The following is an 18705-nucleotide window of genomic DNA, read 5'->3' as shown; positions in this document are numbered from 1 at the left end:
TTTTAAATAGAAACCGGGGCCATGAAAGCACTTCCTTTCCTTCTTGTTCTATTCCTTTGCCCATCTGCCTGGTCTTTGCAATCGGCTTTTCTTGGCTCGGTTGAGGGGTTAAGCATTCCCAATTCGCACGAAGTGTATAACGACGCCAATGGCGCTCGTGTGGTGCGTGGGATGGAGCCCAGAAGCAAGGCCCAGATTCAGGAACTGCTGGATTCCGGCATCGAAGAAGTTCTGATCTTTAAAACCGACACCAAAGGCGAAGTGGCCAAGGAAATCATCCAGCTGCAAAATGCAGGGCTTTCTGCCACGGCGATCACTCATATACCCTTTCCTTGGAAAGACCTGTATGACTACAAGTCCGCCTGCCGCATGACGATTGAAGCTTTAAAAACAATCGAAAAGTCAGTAAAGGCCGGAAGAAGCATTTACTTCCACTGCACCGTGGGTGAAGACCGCACGGGGTATCTGGCGGGTCTGTGGGGCCTATGGACCGGAGAGTTTGAATCCGCAGCGCAAGCGTTCAAGTCCGAGATGTGCGCACGGGGCTATGAAGCGGGCAATCCACGCAAACCATACAAAGAAGTTGTCGCCAAGATTCGTGAAACACTGACACCGACCTATCTGAAAATAGCCATGGTGCTGGCAGAAGCCCGCGCACGCGGGCAGAACTTGCACGGGTCCCTGTGCAATCAGGAACCCGTGATTGAAAACGCAGCGGCTTTCCGCTGCGTCAGCAAAAGAAACTAAAACATGGTGTTTGTATTGGCGGCCTTTTCCGGAATCGCCTGAATCACATCCCAGTGTTCAACGATTTTGCCGTCTTCCACGCGGAAGATATCCACGATCGCACGACCGCGATCGTCTTTGTTCTGTTTGGACAAAACATGCAAAACCACCAGGTCGCCTTCCGCAATCACACGCTTGATTTCACTGCGCGCCTCGGGATTGGCTTTGAAGTGCGGAATGAAATACCCGGTGAACGGCTTCACCCCATCCGGCACCAGGGGATTGTGCTGAATGTACTTTGAGCCAAAGTACTTGTCGGCGGCTTCCTGCACTTTGTGATCCCGGAAGACCATGTTGTAGAAATCCGTGACAATCTTTTTGTTTTCTTCCACGGTGGTTTTCTTCGCCATTGCCGGAAGAGCCAATGACAGAATCAATGCGGCAGTAATTGCTTTAAATGCTTTCATGTAGGGGCCTTTCTAGTAACCGACGGTGAAGCGTTGTTTAAGGTGCTGGGGCTTTTCCAGTTCATCGACCATCGCCACCGCATAGTCTGCCGTCGAAATGCGGCTTTCATTTTTCGCATCAAAGACCGGATTGTCTTTGCCAAGACGGAATTTTCCCGTGCGAGGCCCTGGCTCGATCATCATGGCCGGGCTGAAGAAGGTCCAATCCAGATCATTTTGGGTGCGGATGAAGTTCAGTACTTCGCGCGTTGCACGGGCGCCGTCTTTCCATTCCGCCGGGAACTGAGGTGTGTCCACCAACTGAACCCCCGGAGAAATCTCCAAAGACCCGGCCCCGCCCACAATCAGCAGACGTTTGATGCCGGCTTTTTTCGTTGCAGCTGCATAGGATTTCGCGCCAGTCACACTCATGTCAGTTCCTGGATTATAGGCACTCACAACAGCGTCCTGACCCTTCAGAATTTCTGCCAGTTTGTCCGTGTCAGTGACATCGGCTTTTTTCACCAGCAGGTTTTCGCGGGATTTGATTTTTTCGGGATTTCTGACAATGGCGGTGACTTTGTGTCCACGGCTTAGCAGTTCTTCCAAAATGTCGGTTCCGATAAATCCGGAAGCTCCGATTAGTGCTACATTCATGGTTTTCTCCTTTGTTAAGTAACCATATTTGTTACAGTTTAATGCAAAAAAACAGAAGCCCTAGTCGACCTTGTGAACCAGATCCGAAAGCTTCGTCTGCTTCAGCTGATCTGCCACGCAGTCATTCACTTCCGAAAATACCGGCGTCAGCAGCTTCGCCATGCTGGTGCTGACAGGACATCTTGTATTGGGCCGGTTCGGGTTGAAAGCAAATACGTCGGATTCACCGACCGCCTGATAAATGTCACGCAAGGTGATCTTCTCTGCCGGTCGGGCCAGTTCGACTCCGCCGCCTTTTCCCTGATGACAAGTCAGCAGACCCGCTTTGGAAAGCTCGGCCATCAGACGGCGCACCACCACCGGATTGGTGTTGACGCTTCCCGCCACAATGTCACTCTTCAGAAGCTCGCCTTTAGGGGCATCGTGAGCGACCAGGGTCATAATATGAGTCGCTACTGCGAATCTGCTATTAGCTGCCATACTGTAACTATATTAGTTTCATTTAACCCCGTCAAGAGGTCATTTATCAGCCCCCGCGGTTGAGGGGCATCCCTGTTGATTTTTTACCTGGGACCTGATTATCTGTCCCATATGGAAACAAAATACTTATCAGGTTTCGGAAATCATTTTTCCACAGAAGCTCGCCCGAACTCTTTGCCTCAGGACCAGAACTCTCCGCAAAAGGCCCCGGCGGGTCTGTATCCTGAACAACTGAGCGGCACGGCCTTCACAGCTCCTCGCCATTCCAATATGTTTTCCTGGCTTTATCGCATCCGCCCGTCCGTGATGCACAAGCCTTTTGCCCCACTGAAGGATCTGACCTCCAAAACCTTCTTCAAGCCTCAGCACATCAATCCCAATCAAATGCGCTGGAATCCGCTGGCTGAAACTTCCGCGAAACAGGATTTCGTGGAAGGCATCCGCACAGTGTGTGGCACAGGCTCTGTGCACGAACAACGTGGTTTGAATGCGCACCTTTATTCTTTCAACAAGTCCATGGACACGCGTTACTTCATGAATGCGGATGGTGACTTCCTGCTGGTTCCGCAAAAAGGTGCTTTGCATGTAAAAACCGAAATGGGCTTTATGGAAGTTGAACCCGGCGAAATTGCGCTGGTTCCCCGCGGAATGAAGTTCCAGGTAAATCCACTAAAAGACGGCACCACTTGCACGGGTTATATCGGTGAAAACTTTGGTGCAGCCTTCAGACTGCCGGATCTGGGCCCGATTGGCGCCAATGGTTTAGCTCACCGTCGTCACTTCCTGACTCCGGTGGCGGCGTTTGAAGACAAAGAAGGAAAGTTTGAACTGGTCGGCAAATTTGCCGGTGAACTGTGGGGCGCTGAAATCGGTCATTCGCCACTGGATGTGGTGGCATGGCATGGAAACTTTGTTCCATTCAAGTATGACCTGCGCAAGTTCAACACCATCAACACCGTCAGTTACGATCATCCAGATCCATCCATCTTCACTGTGCTGACTTCACCAAGTGAAGTTCCGGGCACCGCGAACGTGGACTTTGCGATCTTCCCACCACGCTGGATGGTGGGTGAACACACCTTCCGCCCACCGTACTTCCACCGCAACTGCATGAGCGAGTACATGGGTTTGATCTATGGCGAATATGACGCGAAAACCGCTGGGGGCTTTGTTCCTGGTGGCGGCAGCTTGCACAACTTCTATTCCGCCCACGGACCGGATGTCGATGCCTTCGAAAAAGCCAGCAACGCGGATTTGAAACCGCACAAGATCGAAGCCACCATGGCCTTTATGTTTGAATCCCGTTCACCGTATATGGTGACGGACTTCGCGATGGGGAAAGACTTCCTGCAGGGCGATTATCAAAACTGCTGGCAGGGTTTTAAAAAGTACTTCAAATAAAGAAAAAGCCGGGGAACCCGGCTTTTTCTTTATGGATTGATGATGTCCATTTTCTTTTGAATTTTAACGGGTGTCATATGGCCGTTGCCGGATTCGGTGTACCCGATCAGTTCGACCGTGGCGGTGACTTTTTCGGGGCTGCCGATTGGCAAGCCGCCACACTTGATCGGGCAGGTCAGATCCAGAATTTCGTTATTGGTCATGCGCACCGGGATGCCAATAGCATCCAACTGATAATCAGAATAGGTGCAGGTGTAAGAACGAACCGATGATTTGAACGTCACCTGAATCATTGCCGGAGCAAAGAATTCACCACTGCGGTTGGCGATACGAATCTGTGGAATATCAATGTATGGCGAAGCGATATCACGGCGATTTGATCCGTCCTGATAAGCCATACAGCTGATGGAGTTGGAGTGAATGACGAAGGCCTCTTTTTGCACTGTCATTTCCACAAATGCCTGAGTTGTCATTGCGAACAATAATACCAAAGCGCTGACGGTTAATCTCATAAATCCTCCTCAGAAGGCAGATACACCCATTCGCCGACGCCATTTCGCAGGCAAAAAACTTTCACGCGCTCTTCAAACCACGATCCCAGATTCACCGAGCGAACCGAGTGGCCGTTGATGGTTTCGGTGTGATCGTCAAACACGTGCATGTGTCCAGAGACAATCAGATCAAAAGGTTTTTCCGCATAGGCCACCGGAGTGTGCTTGCGAATCATCGTGATCAGTTCACCTTCATTGGAAACACGATAGTGGCCGCTGCGTTCGCGGCTTTTTTTACTGGCTTTGTTACCTATATGATCCCAGAACTTGCCCGGCAGAATATTTCCCAAAGGTTTGATGTAAGGATTGCGAATGATGCTGCGGTATTTGAGATATTTCTCATCATTCATATTGATCAGATCCCCGTGCTCACAGCGCACGCGAACCCCGTCGATCAGATAATACTGAGCCTCGACAAAAACTTCGATCCCCAGACGTTTTTGGAAGTAACCTTCCACGTGAACGTCGTGGTTTCCTTCGATGAACGTGATGCGGGCCCCGGCTTTGCGAAGTTCCCCAAGGGTCTGCATCAAAGGCTCGAACTTTTTGGCGAAATAAGTGTGCCCTCCCACCCACAGATCGAAGATATCCCCGAGCATGAAAAGGTGAACTTGCTTGGGATTGCCCTCCAGCAAAGAACGCAAAAAGCGCAACAGGATTTTCCCATTGCGCTCTTCAGCGGTTTTCAAGTGAATGTCGGATATGAACCAGGCTTCCACTATTCTTTATTCAGATCGAATCCTTGTTTCTTGCGGATGAAGGCAGGAACTTCAAGATTCTGGCTGGAGAACGGAGAGCTCAGGACTTCACGAGCCATGCGGCGCGCTTCTTCCAAAGACTGCTGTTCGTGATCCACGTTCATGGACAGTTGTTCCGGGTTGTTGTGCTTGGATTTCAAGTCCTGGCTTTCTTTGAAAGCGCGGGCTTTAGCCAGCAACATGTCACGCGGAGACAAAGATGATTCCACTTGCGGCTGGATCGGGGTCGCAACTTCCTGCTGTACAGGGGCTTGCTGAGCCTGAACCGGCATCTGAGGCATCATGTTTTGTGCTGCCTGCTGAGCCATTTGTGGAGTCACGGCAGCTACAGGGGGAACAACCACAGTCTCAGTAACCTGAGGAGCTGCCTCTGTCTGCTGTGGTTGAAGCGTAAAAGACTGAACCTGAGTCTGAACCGCAGTGATCGGCGGAAGTTCAACCGCTGGCATCTGAGGCATAACAGGCATTTGTGGCATAGTCGGCATTACCGGCATTTGCGGGAACTGCGGCATTTGTGGCATCTGCGGCATTTGAGCCATCTGCTGCGGCATTTGAGGCATTTGCGGCATTTGCATATTCATGCCACCGAAGTGAGCTGCGTTCTGGTTCAGGAAATTCTGCATTTGATTTACCTGAGCCATGTCGTTCACAAGTTTCACATCGTGAGCATCGAAACCAGTTGCGATCACAGTTACACGAACTTCATCACCCATGCTTTCATCGATAACCGCACCAAAGATGATTTCTGCATCTTCATGAGCAGCTTCAGTGATCAGAGTGGAAGCTTCGTTCACTTCATACAAAGAAAGGTCCGAACCACCAGTTACGTTGATGATGATGCCAGTAGCGCCATCGATCTTTACGTTCTCAAGAAGTGGAGAAGAGATCGCCGCTGTAGCCGCTTCAACCGCACGGTTGTCACCTTTAGCTGCGCCAGTACCCATGATTGCAATGCCTTTGGAAGACATAACAGTGCGGATATCTGCGAAGTCCAGATTGATAAGACCGCGGATGTTGATCAGATCAGAGATACCTTTAACTGCCTGAAGAAGAACTTCGTCAGCTTTTTTGAAGGTTTCCAGAAGCGGAGTTCTTTCCGCAGCGATGGAAAGAAGCTTCTGATTCGGGATCACGATCAGAGTGTCCACGTTTTCTTTCAGTTCAGACAAACCGCCTTCAGCGTGTTTGCCACGTTTTTTACCTTCGAACAGGAAGGGTTTGGTAACAACACCGATAGTCAGTGCGCCAAGCTCACGCGCAATCTTCGCAACGATCGGAGCGCCACCAGTCCCAGTTCCGCCACCCATACCCGCAGTGACGAAGACCATGTCGGAGCCTTCCAATTTTTCAACGATTTCATTGTAGGATTCGATTGCAGCTCTGCGACCCACATCCGGATTTGCACCTGCACCAAGACCTTTTGTAAGGTCAAGACCCAACTGGATCTTATTCGGAGATTTGCTGGCGTTCAGGGCCTGGATATCTGTATTGGCAACGATGAATTCCACACCAGTCATACCGGATTCGATCATTGTAGCAACCGCGTTGCTACCGCCACCGCCGACGCCCACTACTTTAATATTTGCACCAATATTGATATTTTCTTCCAATTCAAACATTTGATCCTCCCCACAGAATCATCCGCCGTCGCCGAGGCTTGGGCGAACTCAGGCTATAAATTTAAAAAATCTGTCCAAAAAATTCTTTGATCTTCTTGGTGATCCCGTCCAGTGATTCACCAATGTTCACTTCCTGTTGCTGCTGGTGCGTCTGAAGCAGATCTTTTCTCTGCCCCAATGCATACTGCAACAGTCCAACAGCGGCGGAGAATTCTCCAGACTTCACCACATCCGTCAGACCACCGATTTCACGAGGAGCCCCTCTGCGAACCGGAATATCAAAGATAAACTCTCCCATTTCGATCAGACCATCCAGGTTGCTTGCGCCCCCGGTAAGAACAATCCCGCCACCAAGCATTGGCATCAGGCCGCTCATACGAATATCATTGGCAATCAGGTTCAGAGTTTCCTCTGCGCGAGCTTCAATAACATCCGCAAGGTCTTTGCGAGGAATCACGCGGGATTTTCTTCCGCCGACACCCTCGACCTCAACAGTTTCATTTTCATTCACCATAGAAGCCATGGCACAACCATGCTTCTTTTTCAGCTCTTCCGCCGCGAACTGTGGAGTTCTCAACCCCACCGCCACGTCGTGAGTGAAGTGCTGGCCACCCACTGGAATTACAGAGGAGTGAGCCACACTGCCGTTGACGAAGTAAAGGGCGTTACAAGCGCCGCCACCCATGTCAACCACGCACACACCCAGATTCTTTTCATCGTTGGACATCACCGCCGTTGCGGATGCCAGCTGGGAAAGAACCAGGCCTGCGATTTTCAAACCGGCTTTTTCAACACATTTTACAGTATTATTGATAGCACTCTGACCGCCGGTCACGATGTGCACATTGGCTTCCAAGCGGATCCCGGACATGCCGATAGGATCCGTGATCCCGTCCTGGCCGTCGACTTTGAATTCTCTTGGAAGTACGTGAAGAACAGAACGATCCGTCGGAACCGCAACAGCCTTGGCAGCTTCGATAACACGATCAATTTCAGAGGCCGTGACTTCGCGGTTCTTGATCGCAACCATGCCCTTGGAATCAAATGAAGAAATATGCGAACCAGCAACGCCCACCCACACTTCGGAGACGGTGTAACCGGACATCAATTCTGCTTCTTCTTTGGCTTTTCTAATGGAATCAGTCGTGGCTTCGATATTGACTACGACACCCTGGCGGATCCCTGTATTGGGAGCGGTGCCCACGCCTGCGACTTCGATTTTTCCTTCGGGATTAACTGTGCCGATGACAAAAGAGACCTTGGTAGAACCAATGTCCAAGCCAGCCAATACCGGAGCTTTGGGTTTTGATGTACTCATCCTTAAGTCCTCACGGATGCCTAAACTATAAAAGTTTCAGGAAAGACCACCCGTTAAAATCATTTTAAGGGGCTTCTAAGGGGGCATCTACCCGACTTTGATCGGTCTTCCAGACTTAAGCTTAGGGATCCTTACGCAACCTGACAAGGACTTTCTTTGACAGATTCGCGTCTATGACGCGCGCGTCAAACTGGCGGGATTCGAGATAATCGACGACTTGGCTGACTCGTGCAGACTTCAAAGACACTTGGTCTTCGCCCATCTTCACCTGGATTCCAGTTTTGATCATGGTCATCCAGAAGCCTTCTTTATTGTCGTAACGAATTTCAGAAATTGTTTTTCTGCTGAACGATCCTTCAGCAGGAATTTGTTCAACCACATCAACAGCCTTCTTGCGAAGTTCTGTTTTTTTCACAAAGCCTTCTCCGTCAAGCAGCACAACATCAGGAGCCTGCTTGCTTTCAACCGGATCCAGGAAAGTTCCATCTTTAATGATGGGAACAAGCTTTCCACCCTTGGCCATGAACAGAAGCTTCACTTCATGCGGGCGCACGCGCACAGACAAAGTCGTCGGCCAGCTTCTTTTGATATTCAAACCATCCACCCAGTTCAGGGCGTCGACTTCACGGGATACTTTTTTAAGTTTGATATTCCAAAGTGAAACACCTTTGTAACGGGCAAGACTTGCCTCCAGGCGATCGACGTGAGGGCGTAAAAACTGCTCCTGCCCCGCGGGTGGATTTTCAAGCACAACCTCGACCGAACGAATGTTGAAAAAGCCGTTTTCATTCAGATAAAAGAGCGTTCCCGCAAGTGCTGCAGGCAGAACAATGAATCCAAAGATAAGTTTCAAAACGAGCTTCTTCACAGTCGGAAATCCTCTGCTGTCGTGAATTTTAGATTAGCAACAAGATCGCCAACAATGAAACGCTGTCCGCAAAACAAGACCAAGGTCTTTCACTGGACCTTCATGCACTTACGTTTTCAACACGCAACAAAACGAGCTTTAGTCCATATTGTTTTCAACCTCATTACCGATAGATAGCAGGTGAAGGAGACTGTATGAAATTTGGCAGCAAGGTCATTTTAAACGTCGCTCTGTCCTGCGTGGTCTGCACGCTGGCAGCCGTCGGAATATCCTCTTCCAAGATTCATGAACAGGGACGCGACCAACTGGTCGACAAATCCCAGGCCATCCTTTCACGCCTAGAATCCATGCGCGGCTACGTCGCCACCTCAGGAAACCTGAAAGAGGACTTCACTGCCGCCGTTGAAAAATATCCGGACGGCAACCTTCCTGAAGACGTGCGCAAACAACTGTTGCGCAAAGTTCCTATTGTGGCCTCCATGGCGGTGGGTTTTGAAAATGCCGAAAAAGACGGATATAAGTTCCGCGTTTTCACCGCAGCCCCGCGCCGCGAATCCAACAAAGCCACTGCCTCGGAACTGGAAATCCTGAAACGTTTTGAGGCCGACCCGGAACTCAAAGAAATTGTCGCCGGTGATGATCACGAAGTTGTGGTCTATCGCCCTGTGCGCCTTTCTGAAGCCCAAGGCTGCCTGCTGTGTCACGGACATCCGTCCAAAAGCCCCTGGGGTAACGGCAAGGACATCCTGGGCTACCCGATGGAAAACTGGAGCGACAACAAACTTCATGGCGTCTTTGCCGTGACATCTTCCACCGAACGCGTGGCGGATGCCGCCATTAACACGACATATTCAATCCTGTTATGGGCCCTGCTGATCACCGTTGTGATCCTTGCTGTTTCCTATGTGCTGTTGCGCTCACCGCTGGGAGCCCTGCTTGAAGCCATCAGTACTTTGAATCGCGCCGGAACCCAGGTGTCCACGACCGGCAACGAAATCTTCAGCTCCAGCCAAAGCCTGAGCAATTCAGCCGTCAAAGCGGCCGCCTCCATTGAGGAAACATCCGCTTCAACAGAAGAGGTTTCGAGCATGGTGAAAATGAATTCCCAGCACGCCTCCAAAGCCCGCGATCTGGCGCACACCGCCCAGGAAAAAGCGCGCATCGGTGAACGCGAGGTTCAAAAGCTGACCACGTCAATGGACGAGATCACTTCCAGTTCCAAAAAGATTGAGGAGATCATCACCGTGATTGATGACATCGCCTTCCAGACAAATCTGCTGGCATTGAATGCATCGGTGGAAGCCGCTCGCGCTGGCGAGCATGGAAAAGGTTTTGCGGTTGTTGCCGAAGCGGTTCGCAGCCTGGCACAACGAAGCGCCACCTCCGCCAAAGAGATTTCCAATTTGATCAACGACAGCGTTGAAAAAATTGAATCCGGTCACGAAGTGGTTCGCTCCAGCGCAGATTCTTTGAAAGAGATCGTGACCACCATTGAAAAACTGTCAGCCCTCAATACCGAGATTTCTGGCGCCAGCTCTGAGCAGGAACAAGGGATCTTGCAAATTAACAAGGCTTTAACAGATATGGATAAGATCACTCAAGCCAATGCCGCAGCCGCAGAAGAATGCGCAGCTGCTTCAGAAGAGCTGACACGCCAATCATCCGTCATGGAGGAAGCAGTCCAGCAACTGAATGTTATCATTAACGGAAATGCGGACCAGAGCGCTTCCTGACCCAAAAATAGACAAATGATGACGGGAATCATAGACCCATCCAGTTAAAGTGCTATCCTTCAAAACAAGGAGGATAGCATGACCACTCACTCACTTCTTATTGCCGACGAATTGGAACACAAGGACGAAGCATCCTTGAAACGATCCCAAGTGAACCGTCGCTTTGCCTCGGACCTGTCTGTCCGCCTGAATTGCCCGGTGTCTTTGCTGTATATCAAAACCCTGAAAGACATTCCCGGACGCCTGGCTCTGTCTTATGCTGAAAAAGCCAAAGTCATCAGCCACAAACATCACCAACTGGCGCCAGTGATGAACAACTTCGCAGTGCCCGGAAAGCTGATTGTAAAGTTTGGTTCACCAGTCAAAGAAATCTCTGATGCCGTCAAAGACACCAACAGTGTTGAAGCTCTGATTGTCGGATCACGCGCATTGAAGGGCATGGACCGCTTCTTCCTGGGAAGTGTTGCCGAAGAAGTTGTGCGCAACGTAAAACGGCCGGTCTACATCCTGGGTCCCGGCACTCAGCGTGACGACTACAGCCTGCCAACAAAAAAGGACCTGCGCATTGCCATCGTCACTGATCTGACAAAGAAGTGCCGTGCCTCTGAAACCTATGGCGTCAGCCTTGCAAAACGCCTGGGGGCTCACGTGGTGCTTTATCATTCGGTGGCAGAAACTCTGCGCACTGTGGAGCAGTACATGTTTGCCGCAGGTGAAGCAACTCCAAGCATTGATACCATATACGCCGACATCAAAAAAGATGCACAAAACTCCATGGAGAAAAAGCTGGAACGCCTGCGCACCAAGGGCATTTCCTGCGAAGGCCTGATCGAACAGGAAAAAACTCCGCTGGTGGATACGTTCCTCGCAGGCCCTGCTGGAAACTGCGATTTGATCTGCATGGGTGATGAAAGTCACGGCGGACTGCTGGGCACACTGCTGGGATCCAACCTTCGCGACATGATTGCAAAATCCCCCGTACCTGTGATTGTTGTGAGATCTTAACAGCTCGACCTTTTATTACAAATTCATTGTCCAGGGCAGGTGACTCTTTCACCTGCCCTTACTAGTTCAAATATAACGGCACGCCGATTGAGCTGTTAAGAAAAACCCCCCGTCCGGTGGAGATGGCTTGTCACATTTGTAAGGAAGATTACAGAACCTTCGTTCGATAAGAACCTCATTCCAATTAAACAAGAAAAGGAACAAGAGGTTTCATGTGAAGTTCAGCACAAAAGTTATGATCAGTATTGGCGCTGCTTGCGTGATTTGCACGACCGCAGCTGTAATCGTGGCATCATCACGCATTTCGCACGAAGGCGAATCCCATCTGGTGGAAAAATCAGAAGCTATTCTTTCCCGTCTGGAAGCAGTCCGTTCTTACGTGGCCTCCCAAGGCGGATTAAAGGGCAGCATTGAAAAAGCCATCGCCGATCATCCGGACGGCAATCTGTCCAAAGAATCCAAGCTGGCCATCCTGAAGCAAGTTCCTATCTTTGCCGCGATGAAAGTCGGTGCCGAAGGGGCCCAAGCCGAAGGCTACACCTTCCGCATCTTCTCTGGTGAACCACGCAATCCAGACAATCGCGCCACTCAGGAAGAAATGGAGATCCTGAAAAAGTTCGAAGCCGATCCAAAGCTGGAGGAACTGACGGCGGCTACGGACAATCACGTGATCGTATACCGTCCTGTGCGCCTGTCTTCAAATCAAGGCTGCATGAACTGCCATGGCGCCCCTTCCCAGTCCCCGTGGAAAAACGGCAAGGACATTCTGGGTTATCCAATGGAAGACTGGTCTGACGGAAAACTGCATGGCGGCTTCGCCGTGATTTCAAGCAAAGACAAAGTGAAAGCCGCAGCCGCGGATGCCACCATGTACATCGTCCTGGTTGCGGTGGGTTTATCCATCCTTGCCATGGGGCTGGCCTTTGTGGTGCTGAATCGTCCGATGAAGGCTCTTTCCGGTATCGCGGTCAAACTGAAAGAAACCGGTACCAGTGTTGCGCAAGCCAGCTCTGAGATCTCAAAATCCTCTCAGGATCTGAGCAGTGCCGCCACCACAGCTGCAGCGTCCATCGAACAGACCACCTCGGCGACCGAGGAAATGTCGAGTATGATCAAACTCAATGCCGGTCACACCAATGAAGCCCGCTCCCTGGCAGAAACAGCTCAGGTGAAGGCGCGCCATGGAAAAGACGAAGTTGAAAAACTGATTCTTTCCATGGATGACATTGCAAAAAGCTCAAAGAAGATTGAAGAGATTATTTCCGTCATCGATGACATCGCTTTCCAGACTAATTTGCTGGCATTGAATGCCGCCGTGGAAGCAGCCCGCGCTGGCGAACAGGGTAAAGGCTTTGCGGTGGTTGCCGAAGCTGTGCGCGCTCTGGCACAAAGAAGTGCCACCTCCGCCAAAGAGATCGCCACCCTGATCCAGGACAGCGTTCACAAAATCGAAAGTGGCCACGAGGTCGTCCAGGCCAGCGGCACGATGCTTAATGAAATCGTGGTGCAGATCGAAAAGCTGACAGCGCTGAATATTGAAATCTCAACGGCAAGCTCCGAGCAGTCCCAGGGGGTCAGCTCGATCAACATGTCCATCAACGAACTGGATCGCGTGACCCAGAACAACGCTTCGGCCGCAGGTGAATGTGCCTCTGCCGCAGAAGAACTGGCGCAGCGGTCCCGGCAGATGGATTCGATGGTCCAAGACCTGATTTCGGTCGTTGAAGGCCGCAAAGCCGCCTGATTTACAACGCCAAAAAGGGTGTCTCAAATCGAGACACCCTTTTTTTCGTCTTCCCCATTTTGTCATGTGCGCAAGCTGTGGACGCTCTTCTTTGCCTGATTCTTAACTGACACTGGACGGGACTTTGCAGTTTTTGCGAGTATGAAACTCAAAGCCCTCTTCTGCCTTGGAATGCTGTTTATGCTTGGGAGCCCTTCTGTTGAAGCGGCCACCAAGCGCATTTGCACGATGACCCTGAATTCCGCCGATGAAAAAGAGGCGCTCAGGCAGCTCTATGCCTCCCAGGATGTTGAAATCACGGAGCTGGTTCCGTCGGAAGGCAAGAATCCCCGCTGGCTGCAAAACGCGTGTGAGTCCGGCATCCAGTGCGACGTGCTTTTGATTTCCGGCCACTTTGGAGGCGTGTTCTTTGGTGAAGGCAACAGCACCACTCTGGATTTGAAAGAAATCGAAAGACTGAGCTGCGAAAACTCCTGCCCGGGAATTTTGAGCAAACCCAAGGATGTCTTCCTGATGGGTTGTAACACACTTTCCAGCAAAACCCCGGACAAACGCTCTATCGAAGAATATGTGGAAGTTCTGATCAAGAACGGCTTCCCCCGTGATCTGGCTGAACGCGTGGCCTTTTCCCGGTATTCAGAATACGGCATGAGCATCAGTCAGATTTTCTCTTCAGCTTTTAACAACGTGGAACGCCTGCATGGCTTCACCAGTACTGGCCCCATGGGAAAAGTCGCAGGTCCGCTGCTTAAGAAAGCTCTGCGCGACACCAGCGCACAGACCCTGTTCACAAAAGGCCCTGACACAAAAAAACTGAATCAGCTTTTTTCCGGAATGAGCTATCGTATCGTCACGCCCAAAACTGAGTCCGACCCGAACTACAAGGCCCTGACTTGCAATGCGTATTCTGAAAGCATCAACGAAAACCGCGAAGCCATTGGCTTCCTGTCCAAAAAACTGCACCTGAAAAAATACTATGAACCGCTTTTGGAGGCGACCCAGAATCCGTTGTTCATGTCCCTGCTGCAGGACACCCTGCGCTCCTCCCCGGATGCGACCCGCAACTTTGAAAACTTCTTCCTGGAAATTGGTTCTGCCCGATCTTTGCCTTTGAAAATGAAAATGCAATTCCTGGATCTGCAGGCAAAACTTGGTCTTTTGCCTGAGATGGTGAAAGCCGAGCAGCAAGTGCGCCTGATCCGTCAGCGTCTGGCAGATGGTTTGAACTTCATCGTGACTGATCAGTTCTGCGCAATGAAAGACCTGCTGAAGAATACCGAGCTGAAAGCCGGCTGGCTTCACTACACTTCGGATGCATGGCAGTTCATCCCACGCCTGTCCCAATGCTTTGGCACCTATGACATGGGTATCGAAGGGCTGCTGAAAGAGATGATGTACAGCAACGAATCACCGATTCGTCGCGAAGCCCTGCGCGCACTTAAAGGCCGCCTGTATTCTCATGACTTCAGTCAGTTATTGAAAGCCTCTGCTCAATGGCCACAGCGCGACCGCCTGGACATGAGCTACAGCATCGGGTTGAAAGCTCCGACGGAAATGCTGCCACCAATGGTTGAAACTTGTCTGGTGAAAGCAGCTTCTGGAGACAATGCCGAATCCCGCGATGGTTATCGCTGGTACTGCTATAATCAGTTTGAACCGTTGATTGACAATCCTTTGAAGTGTCATCTTTTCGCCCGCAGTTTCGAAACACAAAGTGTGACCGGTGTGGACTGGAATTGCCTGACCCGATTTAACCACGATATCCACCTGGGGTCGTGTCTTGAAGCGGCCGATCGCAATGCCGATGTAGAGAGTTCCGACAATGTTCGCTGGTACTGCTGGTCCAAATTGTCTGAACAACAACAATTAAGCCGGTCCGAATGTCTTGCTTTGGCCTCTTCAATGAAAATTCAAGGCAACCGCTTCAAAGCCAACTGGAATTGCATGAATCGTATCGCAAATTGACCTCGGGGCCTGCCGGGTTTACAAAGTAAACTCTGGAGGCCACGCATGAAAAACACCCTGCTCTTTTCTTTTTTGCCACCGGCTTCGGTCCTTGAACGCGCACTCAGCCAGTTCAAGGCCACCATTTCCGCCAAAGAACTTTCCGTCGAAGAAATGCTGGATCAGGTTCACAAGATCCAGCCGGCCGCCATCGTCGTGGTCCCGCGCCAGAGAATCACCGCTGAAGTTATCAAAGCCCTGCCGGATTCTGTAAAGATCATCGCCACCTCCAGTGTGGGTTTTGATCATCTGGATATCGCGGCCGCCAAAGAACGCGGCATCCTTCTGAGCAACACCCCGGATGTGCTGACAGAATGCACGGCGGATCTGGGCATGATGCTGCTTTTGAACGCCTGCCGTCGCGGACGAGAATATCTGTCCATCATGCAAGAGGGCTGGAGAAAAACCTACAGCCAGACCGACATGCTTGGCCTGCAAGTCAGTGGAAAAACTTTGGGCATTCTGGGTATGGGTCGCATTGGACGTGCCCTGGCAGACCGCGCCCGCGGTTTTGGCATGAAGGTCATCTATTGCAACAACAAACGCCTGCCGCCGGAACTGGAAAAGGATGCGGTGTATTTCAAAAACTTCCACGACATGCTTCCGCATTGTCACATCATTTCTTTGAATGCACCCAACACACCGGAAACCAAAGGTATCATGAACAGCAAAAGCTTTTCCCTGCTGCCTAAAAACGCTGTGCTGGTGAATGTGGCTCGCGGAACTTTAGTGGATGAGGATGCTTTGATCAAAGCCCTTGAAAGCGGACACCTGTTCGCGGCCGGACTTGATGTGTTCTGCCACGAACCGGACTATAATCTGCGCCTGCGGGACTTTCCGAATGTGTTTTTAACTCCGCACATGGGAAGTGCGACGGTGGAAACCCGATCCGCCATGGGTCACCGGGCTTTGGACAATGTCACCGCGGCGCTGGAAGGCCAACGCCCCGGGGATTCTTTGTACTAAAGCTGATTCAGGACATCCAGTCCCAGCTTCCAGCCGTCTCCGGCTCCGAGGGTGACAAAAACGTCGCCCTCTTTCAGCATTCCCAGAATTTTCTGGGTCGCTTTTTCATCACGCACAAAGTACTGAGCGTGTTCGTGTTTCATTTCTGAAGCCAGCTTTTCACTGGTCACGCCTGGAATCGGTGCTTCACCTGCTGGATAGATATCTGTCAGCAGAACCTGATCGGCTTCCATAAAGGCTGTGGTAAAGTCATGCCAGCAATGTTGGGTGCGGGAATAACGATGCGGCTGGAAGAACACCACCAGTCTTTGTTTCGGATACTTTTCACGAAAAGCCTGCAACACCGCGCGCACTTCTGTCGGGTGGTGGCCATAGTCATCATAGACTTTGATGCCTTTTTTCTCGCCTTTGAAGTGGAAACGACGGTCCACACCTTCATAGCGCTGCAGACCCTTGGCACAAGTTGCAAACGGAATCCCGGCTGCCACACCTGCACAGATTGCCGCCACGGCGTTCAGGGCATTGTGACGACCCGGAACTTTCAAATTGAATTCTCCTACCAGGTGCTTAGTGCCCAACAGACGATCGTTGCGGTGAACCGCATAGTGCCCCTGCTCGCCCGTCACAACCAGATCGTTCTTTTCATCAAAGCCATAGAACAGAATTCTTTTCGGGAAATTCTCAAAGATCTGGCGCACCAGCGGGTCATCGCCACAGACAATGACTTTGCCATAGAAGGGAACTTTCATGGCGAAGTCATGGAAGGACTTCTGCACGTTTTCAAAGGTCTTGAAGTGCTCCAGATGATCCGAGTCAATATTGGTGATGATCGCGATTTCCGGAGACAGCTTGTGGAAGCTGCCATCGGATTCATCGGCTTCCGCCACCAGCCATTCACCAGAGCCCAGCATCGCTGTGGACTTGATCAGTTCAAAGCGGCCGCCGATCACAATTGTCGGGCTTAAATTCGCTTCCAGGAAGATCGCAGAGGTCATGGAAGTAGTCGTGGTCTTACCGTGCGTCCCGGCCACCGCGATACCGCGTTTCAGGCGCATGATTTCAGCCAAAGCCTCAGCACGCGGGATCAGGGGGATCTGGCGGGCGCGGGCTTCAGAGATTTCGGGGTTTCCGTACTGAATCGCACTGGAATATACCACGACGTCGGCTTCACCCACGTTGCTGGATGCGTGGCCTTTGAACACCTTCACGCCCAGTTCTTTCAGTCTTTCGGTGTTGGCGTTTTCCGCCTGATCACTGCCGGATACTTTCGCACCGATATTGTGCAACAGCTCCGCGAGGCCGCACATACCGATGCCTCCAATACCTACGAAATGGAATTTGGCGTGCTGTAACTTCATTGCAGGATTTCCTTTGCGATCACGGTCGCAGATTGAGGGATGTAGAAGTTCTTTATATTCCGAACCATCTGATCACGCAAAGCTTTATCGGCCCGCAAAGATTGGACTTCTGAAATCAACCTTTCCGGCGTTAAATCTTTCTGCAAGATCATACGACCGGCATTTTTTTCCACAAGGCTTTCCGCATTCTTTTGCTGATGATCGTCCGCTGCGGGCAACGGCACAATAATTGGAATGATGCCAAAGGCTGCCGCCTCGGCAATAGAACTGGCCCCACCACGGCAGACAATGATATCCGCCCACTGATAGTACTTTGCCATATCATAGATGAACTCAAATGGCTGCACCTCACAAGGCGCGTTTTTGTATTTATCAGTCACGCGCTGAAGATCCGCACTGCCCAACTGATGAACGACAGAAAGATCCTTGACCCAGTCACCACCGCTCATCACCGCGTCACTTAGACAGTTGTTGATGATACGGGAACCCTGACTGCCGCCAAACGCCAGCAGGTGGAACTTTTGATTGTCGGAAGAATCATGCACGGCCGCTTCAATTTCAGCCCGTACCGGCATCCCGGTCTGAATGATGCTATCACCCTTCAGATGCTTTTTGGCTTCGTCGAAAACCACAAAGCACTTGTCGACAAAGCGGGACAAGATACGGTTGGCCATGCCTGGCATCGCATTGGGCTCCCACACCGCCGTGTTAAAACCTATAATGCTGGCTGCCAGTACAAACGGACCGGAAGCGTAACCACCCACACCGATAACATACAAAGGCTTCAACTGGCCCAGCAGACGGATGGACTGCCACAGACCCACTGGAATCTTAAGCAGGGTTTTCAGTTTCTGAATCGGACTTTTCACATTCAATTGACCGGACTCGATCAGGTGCAGAGGGAAACCCTCGCGAGGAACAATCTTGCTTTCAAGACCACGAGCCGTGCCGACAAAGTGCACTTCGATGCTGGGATCCAGCTTTTGCAAAGCCCGGGCGATGGCAATACCCGGATAGATGTGTCCGCCAGTGCCTCCGCCGGCGATCACGATATTTTTCTTAACAGTCATT

At 51.1% G+C, this 18705-nt stretch carries 17 protein-coding genes; 7 read left to right on the top strand and 10 right to left on the bottom strand.

Annotation, left to right across the window (positions count from 1 at the left end; translation table 11 throughout):
* Nucleotides 1-21: 21 nt before the first annotated feature.
* A complete protein-coding gene (locus ACNQKP_RS07425) occupies nucleotides 22-747 on the top strand; it encodes a hypothetical protein (protein ID WP_417863850.1) in 726 nt (241 codons plus the stop codon).
* Here ACNQKP_RS07425 and ACNQKP_RS07420 read toward each other — a convergent pair.
* From ACNQKP_RS07420 to ACNQKP_RS07410, 3 genes are all read right to left on the bottom strand, one after another.
* Nucleotides 744-1136, bottom strand: coding sequence for an ester cyclase (locus tag ACNQKP_RS07420; RefSeq protein WP_374035879.1), 393 nt, complete (start codon nucleotides 1134-1136; stop codon nucleotides 744-746). The two genes, ACNQKP_RS07425 and ACNQKP_RS07420, sit on opposite strands and share 4 nt — an antisense overlap.
* 69 nt (nucleotides 1137-1205) lie before the next feature.
* The gene (locus tag ACNQKP_RS07415) at nucleotides 1206-1829 is read right to left on the bottom strand and encodes an NAD(P)-dependent oxidoreductase (RefSeq protein WP_417863848.1); all 624 of its coding nucleotides are present in this window, start codon (nucleotides 1827-1829) and stop codon (nucleotides 1206-1208) included.
* 60 nt (nucleotides 1830-1889) lie between these two features.
* The gene (locus ACNQKP_RS07410; protein ID WP_088564309.1) at nucleotides 1890-2309 is read right to left on the bottom strand and encodes an Rrf2 family transcriptional regulator; all 420 of its coding nucleotides are present in this window, start codon (nucleotides 2307-2309) and stop codon (nucleotides 1890-1892) included.
* A gap of 111 nt (nucleotides 2310-2420) precedes the next feature.
* Here ACNQKP_RS07410 and hmgA point away from each other — a divergent pair, with 111 nt between their 5' ends.
* Nucleotides 2421-3710, top strand: a complete 1290-nt coding sequence (gene hmgA, locus ACNQKP_RS07405; protein ID WP_417863847.1) for a homogentisate 1,2-dioxygenase — start codon at nucleotides 2421-2423, stop codon at nucleotides 3708-3710.
* Between the two features lie 29 nt (nucleotides 3711-3739).
* Here the strand turns inward: hmgA and ACNQKP_RS07400 are convergent, their stop codons facing one another.
* The 5 genes from ACNQKP_RS07400 to ACNQKP_RS07380 form a co-directional block, all read right to left on the bottom strand.
* Nucleotides 3740-4222: a hypothetical protein gene (locus tag ACNQKP_RS07400; protein ID WP_417863846.1), complete on the bottom strand. Its 483-nt coding sequence runs from the start codon at nucleotides 4220-4222 to the stop codon at nucleotides 3740-3742.
* Nucleotides 4219-4980 (bottom strand): UDP-2,3-diacylglucosamine diphosphatase, encoded by a 762-nt coding sequence (locus tag ACNQKP_RS07395; protein WP_417863845.1) that lies wholly within the window; start codon nucleotides 4978-4980, stop codon nucleotides 4219-4221. Before ACNQKP_RS07395 ends, ACNQKP_RS07400 begins: the two co-directional genes overlap by 4 nt.
* Nucleotides 4980-6638 (bottom strand): cell division protein FtsZ, encoded by a 1659-nt coding sequence (ftsZ, locus tag ACNQKP_RS07390; RefSeq protein ID WP_417863844.1) that lies wholly within the window; start codon nucleotides 6636-6638, stop codon nucleotides 4980-4982. Before ftsZ ends, ACNQKP_RS07395 begins: the two co-directional genes overlap by 1 nt.
* Before the next feature lie 61 nt (nucleotides 6639-6699).
* A complete protein-coding gene (gene ftsA / locus ACNQKP_RS07385; protein ID WP_011165549.1) occupies nucleotides 6700-7956 on the bottom strand; it encodes a cell division protein FtsA in 1257 nt (418 codons plus the stop codon).
* Between the two features lie 121 nt (nucleotides 7957-8077).
* Nucleotides 8078-8824 (bottom strand): cell division protein FtsQ/DivIB, encoded by a 747-nt coding sequence (locus ACNQKP_RS07380; protein WP_417863843.1) that lies wholly within the window; start codon nucleotides 8822-8824, stop codon nucleotides 8078-8080.
* 194 nt (nucleotides 8825-9018) lie between these two features.
* Between ACNQKP_RS07380 and ACNQKP_RS07375 the strand changes: the two genes are divergently transcribed.
* The 5 genes from ACNQKP_RS07375 to ACNQKP_RS07355 all read left to right on the top strand — a co-directional run bounded on the left by ACNQKP_RS07375 (nucleotide 9019) and on the right by ACNQKP_RS07355 (nucleotide 16276).
* Complete coding sequence (locus ACNQKP_RS07375) at nucleotides 9019-10557, top strand: methyl-accepting chemotaxis protein (RefSeq protein WP_417863841.1); 1539 nt, start codon at nucleotides 9019-9021, stop codon at nucleotides 10555-10557.
* Between the two features lie 78 nt (nucleotides 10558-10635).
* A complete protein-coding gene (locus ACNQKP_RS07370; RefSeq protein ID WP_417863840.1) occupies nucleotides 10636-11562 on the top strand; it encodes a universal stress protein in 927 nt (308 codons plus the stop codon).
* Nucleotides 11563-11776: 214 nt separating this feature from the next.
* Nucleotides 11777-13306, top strand: a complete 1530-nt coding sequence (locus ACNQKP_RS07365) for a methyl-accepting chemotaxis protein (RefSeq protein WP_417863839.1) — start codon at nucleotides 11777-11779, stop codon at nucleotides 13304-13306.
* Nucleotides 13307-13486: 180 nt separating this feature from the next.
* Nucleotides 13487-15271, top strand: coding sequence for a hypothetical protein (locus tag ACNQKP_RS07360; RefSeq protein ID WP_417863838.1), 1785 nt, complete (start codon nucleotides 13487-13489; stop codon nucleotides 15269-15271).
* A gap of 45 nt (nucleotides 15272-15316) precedes the next feature.
* Entirely contained in the window at nucleotides 15317-16276 is a 960-nt protein-coding gene (locus ACNQKP_RS07355) for a 2-hydroxyacid dehydrogenase (protein ID WP_417863837.1), read from the top strand.
* Here the strand turns inward: ACNQKP_RS07355 and murC are convergent.
* Entirely contained in the window at nucleotides 16273-17634 is a 1362-nt protein-coding gene (gene murC / locus ACNQKP_RS07350) for a UDP-N-acetylmuramate--L-alanine ligase (RefSeq protein WP_417863836.1), read from the bottom strand. The two genes, ACNQKP_RS07355 and murC, sit on opposite strands and share 4 nt — an antisense overlap.
* Nucleotides 17631-18704, bottom strand: a complete 1074-nt coding sequence (gene murG / locus ACNQKP_RS07345; protein WP_417863835.1) for an undecaprenyldiphospho-muramoylpentapeptide beta-N-acetylglucosaminyltransferase — start codon at nucleotides 18702-18704, stop codon at nucleotides 17631-17633. The genes murC and murG overlap by 4 nt, the downstream gene beginning before the upstream one ends.
* Nucleotide 18705: the final 1 nt, after the last annotated feature.

This window comes from Bdellovibrio bacteriovorus, assembly GCF_048286975.1.
GTDB lineage: Bacteria > Bdellovibrionota > Bdellovibrionia > Bdellovibrionales > Bdellovibrionaceae > Bdellovibrio > Bdellovibrio bacteriovorus_H.
This window is presented reverse-complemented; position numbering and strand designations above follow the sequence as displayed.